Here is a 6109-nt window from a genome sequence, read left to right on the forward strand (position 1 = left end):
GGATAGCAGAGCGGAATGTCGCCGGAGACATGTGCGCGGATGGCAGTGTTTGATGCACACGACACGGAGACAGCAAAACTCTCGATTGAGCCAGTCTCGACGATCTGTATCCAGGCGAGACGGGACTTTTGGATGCGCGCTCGCCGTCTCAGCGCGCTGGTCTGTTCGAGTGAAGATCGGCTTGCTCCTGGGGTGGGGCAAGGTTTCGGCTCGGGTTTGGGGCAAGGGGCGGTTTCGAGGCTCGCGGCGAGGTTGTTGCCGCAGGAAAGGGGCCTCGTCCGATGGTCATCAGCACTTCGCGTTTCTCGAACGCGCCGAGTCCGTTGTCGATGTTGCAGACGCAGTTCGAGCGCCCGCCTTCGATACTCCGGTTCGACACCGCGTTACGCGCGTGGTCGACGCGAGATCCGGCCTTGGCGACGATCACCTCCCACACCCAGCTGGGCGAGGTCCTGGCGACCCGGGACTACGTCCGCCACGACGAGGTGCTGTTCACCCTGGTGCGCCGAGCTGCGACGGTGGGCGAGGACGGTCTCGTCGCCGCCGAGCTGGTCATGACCGCCATGCTGGCCGCGGTGCCGGGCATCACCGGGCGTGTCTTGCGGGCCTGCCAGGCCGCGACCGGCGGTGGCGTGCGCCGCGGGCTCTGCGGTGCCGGGGTATCGGCCACCGAGGACGTCCGCGACGTCCAGGCGACGGTGATCGGGCATCTGTGGGAGCGGGTTCGGTCCTATCCGCTGCGGCGTCGCCACCACGTGGCGGCGAACCTGGTGCGGGACACCCAGCGGGCTGTGCTGCGGTCGTTTGGCGTCGACCTGCGGCAGGCAGCCGCGCACGTCGTCAGCTTCGACGCCCCGGACGGCCAGGCTGCGGTGGCCGGGGAGCCGGTCGAGGTGGACGCGTCGGAGGAGCTTCTCGAGCTGCTGGCGTGGGCGGTGGAAGAGGAATGGCTGGCGGAGAAGGACGCCGCGATCCTCACCGCCCGCTACTTCGGCGACCAGGTGGGGCGCGACGGCGTCGCGACCGACCGTCAGGTCGCTGCGGTGCTGGAAATGACCCAGTCCACGGTCACCCGCCATCGCCAGCGAGCGTGCCGGCGACTCGCGGCGGCGGCACGCGAGTTCCCAGGCTCCGCCCGCCGGGAGGCGGGGTGACTCAAACACCGGTGCCGAAGTGCATGTCTGGAGCACCACAGCCCCGTCGATGCGTTCCGGTTGGGAGCTTCCGTGACCCGATTCCACACCGAGCTCGATCCTGACGAGCAGACGATCGCCCTCGCCCGGGTTCGTGCCCGCCAGCTCGGGCAGCGGCTGGCCACGTCGTTGATCGACCGGCAGCTCTACGGCGAGCTGCAGCAGTTCCTCGACGACTTGGCCTTCCGGGCGTGTGACGCGATGGACGGTCTCGCCGGGGTCTCGCAGGCGCGGTTGCGGCGGCGTCTCGATCTCGTGCTGGGTCTCGCTGGGGTCTCGTCGGTCTCGGATCCGGACGGGACCAGCTCATGAGCCGCCGCGCCAGGTCTCGTACGCGAGCCGCGCACGTTCTCGGCAGGCTGCTGCCCGACGCCGCAGTGGAGCCCGCGATGCGCGCGGCGACCCGGCGCGGCGGCACGCTACTCGCCTGGGCGGTCATCGTGGCGAGCCCACTGGCGACGCTCGCGGGGCTACTGCTGCTGCGCCCCACGCCGCCACCACCGCTCGGAGGCGACGTGCCGGTGGCGCAGCGGGCACCGCAGGGCTGGGCCGAGATGTATGTCCGGTCCTGGCTGTCGGCCAGCCGCGATGACTCCGCGGGCCTGGAGGCCTTCTACCCGGCCGGGATGAAGACGCAGCGGACGGTCGGTACGCAGGTTCCGGTGGACACCGCGACGGTCTCGGTGACCTCGCCGCGGGCGGGGGAGTGGTCGGTCGTGGTCGCGGTCAACCTGCTGACCCAGCAGCCCAACGGCAAGCACACCGCCAAGCTCACCTGCGTCCAGGTCAGCCTGCTCGAAGCCACCACCCCAGCAGGCGCCGCGTACGCGGCGGCCGCGCTGCCGTCACCGGTGGCGTGCCCCGCCACCCTGGAGGCCCCGGCCCTGGGCTACCCGGAGACCGCGGAGCTGACCGGCCCGATCGGCCAGTCCGTGCTCGGTTTCCTCACCTCCTACCTGGCGGGGCAAGGTGGTCTCGACCGGTACACGTCCCCGGGATCGCCGCTGGCCCCTGTCGCGCCTCCGCCGTACGCGGCGGTGCAGCTGGCGGAGTTGCGGACGCACGAGAAGTTCGAGCCGGGGCAAGCCGCTCGACCGCTGGATCGCACCGACACGCACGTCCTGGCCCGCGCCTGGGGCTACGACGCCACCGGCCAGGTCACGGTCCTGGACTACGCGCTGACCTTGGCGGCGCGCGCGGGTCGGTGGGAGATCAGCCAAATTGACCCCGTCCCGCTGCTGGCGGCTCCACCGAGTCCGACGGGCTCGCCTGCCGCTTCGGTGCCCAACGGAAGTTCGCCAGCACCCGCCGCACCGCCGCGCACCGGCGGGTAGACCGAGGAGGAAGTCATGAACAGCATCGTGCTCGCTGCGGATGTGAAGTCCTGGATCGACACCAACCTCGCCTGGGGTGACCAGTCCGTCCGGCGGCTGATTCTGCTGGCGGCGGTGGTCGGCGGGATCGGGTTGCTGGTCGGGACCCGCGGGAACTTCACCCGGGCGATCAAGTACGGGGTGATCGCGGCGGTGTTCCTGGGTATCCTGCTCAACCTCGACGGGGTCGCGGGCATGTTCGGCTCGTGGTTCACCAAATGAGCACGACCGCGCGGCGTGGCCGTGGCGAGGTGCTGGTCGGTCGTTCCTACACGAGGTCGCGGCGGTTCCCGCGGATGTTCGGCCGGATGCCCGGCCGCGATGGCGGCTACCTGCCCGGCGGCCCCTACACCCTCACCCAGGGCGTCCTGTTCATGATCCTGCTGGTGATCGTGTGGAAGTTGCCGTTGCTGGACTGGCTCGGCCCGGCCCGCTGGGGCGTCCCGCTGGCCGCGCTGCTCGTGCGCCGCGCGCGGATCGAATCCCGCACACCCCTAGGCTGGCTTTACGGCCTGGTCACCCACTTGCTCGCTCCGGCGGCCGGAACTCATCGCGGCAAACCGTACCGGCCCGATCGTCCACTGTGGATACAGAGCCGGATGTACTTACACGCCACCGACGAACAGGTCGCCGAGCGCGCTGTTGCGGAGCCGTGCACGGCGAGTCCGGTGGTGTCGTCGTTGCAGCTGCTGCTGGCGCGTGCGCGGACCGAGCACCGGGGTGCGGCGTGATGGACCCGATTCTCGATGTCAGCGGGAACCTGCTGTTCTGCGTGGACGGGGCGACCTGGGCGGTGTGGCGGATCCTGCCGCGCGAAAGTGCCCGCTCGACGGGCCGGCAGCTGCAGGAGCTGTATGCGCGGACGTTGACGTTCATGAAGTCGTTGCGCGGCGAGGTGATGATCGCGTCGCTGTGCGAGCAGGTCCAGCCGCACGCGATCATCCGACGCTGCCTCGACCGGATCGACCTGGACGCGAACCCGCACTGGGCCGAGACCGTCTACCACGCCTGGGACCAGCTCGAGGACCTCGACGTGCTCGGCCGCAGCTACTGGGTCGCCACGCCCCTGGCAGGGCACGGCTGGCGCGACGCCGTCCACGGCCTGCTGCGCGCCACCGGCGCCGCGCTGGCCGAATCGCTGGGCATCCCGGCTCGCCCCGCGACCGTCGCGGCGATCGCCGCCGCGCGGGAGCGGGCTCGTAGCGCGGAGCAGGAGTTCGGGGCGGCGTTCCCACTGCGCCCGGCGACGGAGGCCGAGCTGCTGTGGTGGCTGTGCCGGGCGCCGGTCCGTGGCGTCAACGAACCCCAGCTCGAGAACGTCGCTGCCCTGCACAACAGCGGCATTCGCCTCCGGCCCGGCCATGGCCGCGCCCAGCTGGCCACCCTGCGCAGCACGGTGCTCGACGAAGGCGGCCGCACCGACCACCTCCCAGAAAACCGAGGCGGCACCAGCAAGCTGAAGCAACTTGCTGGTCCACTGCGGACGTTGAACCGCCGGTTCCTCAAGTGCCTGACCCCGGGCGACGGCGGTCTGGTGGAGAGCTACCAGGCGTTTCTGGTGCTGGCGGAGATGCCGCGTGCGTTCACCTTCCCCGGCCACGAGATCCTCTCCCGGCTGGCGGGGATCGGGTTCGGCGTCGACTACGCATTGCGGATCACCGCCAGGTCTAATGAGGACGCGAAGGTCGCCAACCGGCGCCGGACACGGGATCTGATGAGTCAGGACGAGGAACACGGCGGGGATCGGGTCGGGGTGCCGGCGGATGTGCGCTCGGCGCAGGAGGAGATCCAGCACAAGAACGCGCGCCTGGGCGCCAGCACGACCGAGATCGACCTCGACGTCGGTGTCGTCGCCTGCGTCTGGGGCGCCACCGCCGCCGAGTGCGACGCCCGCGCCACAACGGTGCGGCAGGCGTTCCTGGGCGGCGAGTACACCTGGGAACGCCCGCTCGGCGGCCAGAAACAGCTCTACCAAGCCCTGCTGCCCGGGCACCGGACGCCGATGGTGGTGCGGGAATGCTCCCAGAACCTGCTGGCCAGTGACTGCGCGATGTTGCTTCCGGTTTCGGCGACCGAGTTCGGCGACCCGACCGGTGCGCTGTTCGGCATGGTGCTGGACGGTGGCGCGATCACCCCGTTCCTGCTCGACCCCACCTACGGCCCGAGCCACGACTCCTCCGGCGGCATCGCCGTGCTCGGCGAACTCGGCTCCGGCAAATCCGTCGTGCTCAAGAACGTCGCCGCGGTCGTTCGGCTCATGCTCGACGGCCGCGTCATCGTCGTGGACCGCACCCGCAGCCGCGAATGGGAACCCTTCGCGCACGCGCTGCCCGGGGACTGCCAGATCGTCGACATCGTCGACCCTGCCCTCGACAACGAACGCACCACCCCGGCCGAACTGCGCCACTCCTGCGACCCACTGCGCGTGTTTCACGGCAAGACCAGCACCGGGATCACCGAGACTTTCTTCGCCTCCTGGCTCGACCTCGAATCGAACTCCGCCGAACGCGACGCCCTCGGCCGCGGCCTCGACGAGATCAGCGGCCGACCGGACGCCTCCAGTACCACGCTGATCGACACCCTCGCGCAGCATGGGCGGAAGGATCCGGCTGCGCGGGCGCTGGCCGAGCGGCTGGCCCGGCTGCGCCGCGACCCGATCACCCGCCCGATCTTCGACCCCGACCTGCAACCGGTCAACCTCCTGGGCGCGGACATGGTGGTGTTCTGCACCAACGAGATCCCGCTGCCGAGCGCGCTGGAGATGAGCACCGAACGCATGGTCGCGCGCATCCCGCCGCGGAAGCTGTTCGGGCGGGCGCTGCACCTGCTGATCGCCGCGATCGCGAAGGAGATCTGCTTCACCACCGACCGGTGGGGCGAGTTCATCTGCGACGAGGCCTACAACGTCACCGGCACCCCCGAAGGCCAGCAAATCGCCCTGGAGTTCGTCCGCGACGGCCGCAAACACGGCGCCGACATGGCCTTCGGCTCCCACGCACCCCAAGACCTCGGCGACGAAATCCTGCGCGGCCTCATCGCCGTGCGCTTCCTCGGCCGCCACCGCGACGACGACCTCGCCCGCCACAGCCTCGCCTGGCTCGGCACCGACCCCGACGACCACCACGACACTGTCACCAAAGACCTCTCACCCCTCAACCCCGCAGGCGGCGAACCCGAACGCCAAGCACGAGCCGGCGAATTCCTGGTCCGCGACCACTCCGGACGCATCGGCCGCGTCAAAGTCATCACCCAGCCCTACCGCACCCTGCCCCAGGCCGTGCTCACAACACCGACCATCAACCGTGGCCACTCCCGCAAGACCGTTCGGTAACAGAACCTCAGCCGGTCAGCCTGTCGCGCGCCATCGCCAAGAGACCACCGCAATACCCGCCGCGGGCCCCGACGGCAGCAAAGAACTAGTGTCCTGCGCCAGGAATCCGGTCAAGATATGAGGTGAGGCGGTCGAGGATCTCGTCGGCGTCTTTGGTCCACACGAATGGTGCGGGATTCTCGTTCCAGGTCGTGATCCAGTCGCGGATGTCG

At 70.0% G+C, this 6109-nt stretch carries 6 protein-coding genes; all 6 read left to right on the forward strand.

Annotated features, from left to right (window positions below):
- The first annotated feature begins 281 nt into the window (after nucleotides 1-281).
- The 6 genes from ABD987_RS27690 (at nucleotide 282) to ABD987_RS27715 (ending at nucleotide 5897) form a co-directional block, all read left to right on the forward strand.
- Entirely contained in the window at nucleotides 282-1154 is an 873-nt protein-coding gene (locus tag ABD987_RS27690) for a sigma-70 RNA polymerase sigma factor region 4 domain-containing protein (RefSeq protein WP_345399928.1), read from the forward strand.
- A gap of 72 nt (nucleotides 1155-1226) precedes the next feature.
- Nucleotides 1227-1505: a hypothetical protein gene (locus ABD987_RS27695; protein WP_345399931.1), complete on the forward strand. Its 279-nt coding sequence runs from the start codon at nucleotides 1227-1229 to the stop codon at nucleotides 1503-1505.
- Entirely contained in the window at nucleotides 1502-2527 is a 1026-nt protein-coding gene (locus ABD987_RS27700; protein ID WP_345399934.1) for a conjugal transfer protein, read from the forward strand. Before ABD987_RS27695 ends, ABD987_RS27700 begins: the two co-directional genes overlap by 4 nt.
- 15 nt (nucleotides 2528-2542) lie before the next feature.
- Nucleotides 2543-2788, forward strand: coding sequence for a hypothetical protein (locus tag ABD987_RS27705; RefSeq protein ID WP_345399937.1), 246 nt, complete (start codon nucleotides 2543-2545; stop codon nucleotides 2786-2788).
- Entirely contained in the window at nucleotides 2785-3297 is a 513-nt protein-coding gene (locus ABD987_RS27710; protein WP_345399940.1) for a hypothetical protein, read from the forward strand. The genes ABD987_RS27705 and ABD987_RS27710 overlap by 4 nt, the downstream gene beginning before the upstream one ends.
- Nucleotides 3297-5897 carry an ATP-binding protein gene (locus ABD987_RS27715; RefSeq protein ID WP_345399943.1) on the forward strand — a complete coding sequence of 867 codons (2601 nt, stop codon included), beginning with the start codon at nucleotides 3297-3299 and terminating at the stop codon, nucleotides 5895-5897. Before ABD987_RS27710 ends, ABD987_RS27715 begins: the two co-directional genes overlap by 1 nt.
- The last annotated feature ends 212 nt before the right edge of the window (nucleotides 5898-6109 follow it).

Origin of the sequence: Amycolatopsis samaneae (assembly GCF_039541975.1) — a bacterium.
Taxonomy (GTDB): Bacteria; Actinomycetota; Actinomycetes; order Mycobacteriales; family Pseudonocardiaceae; genus Amycolatopsis; species Amycolatopsis samaneae.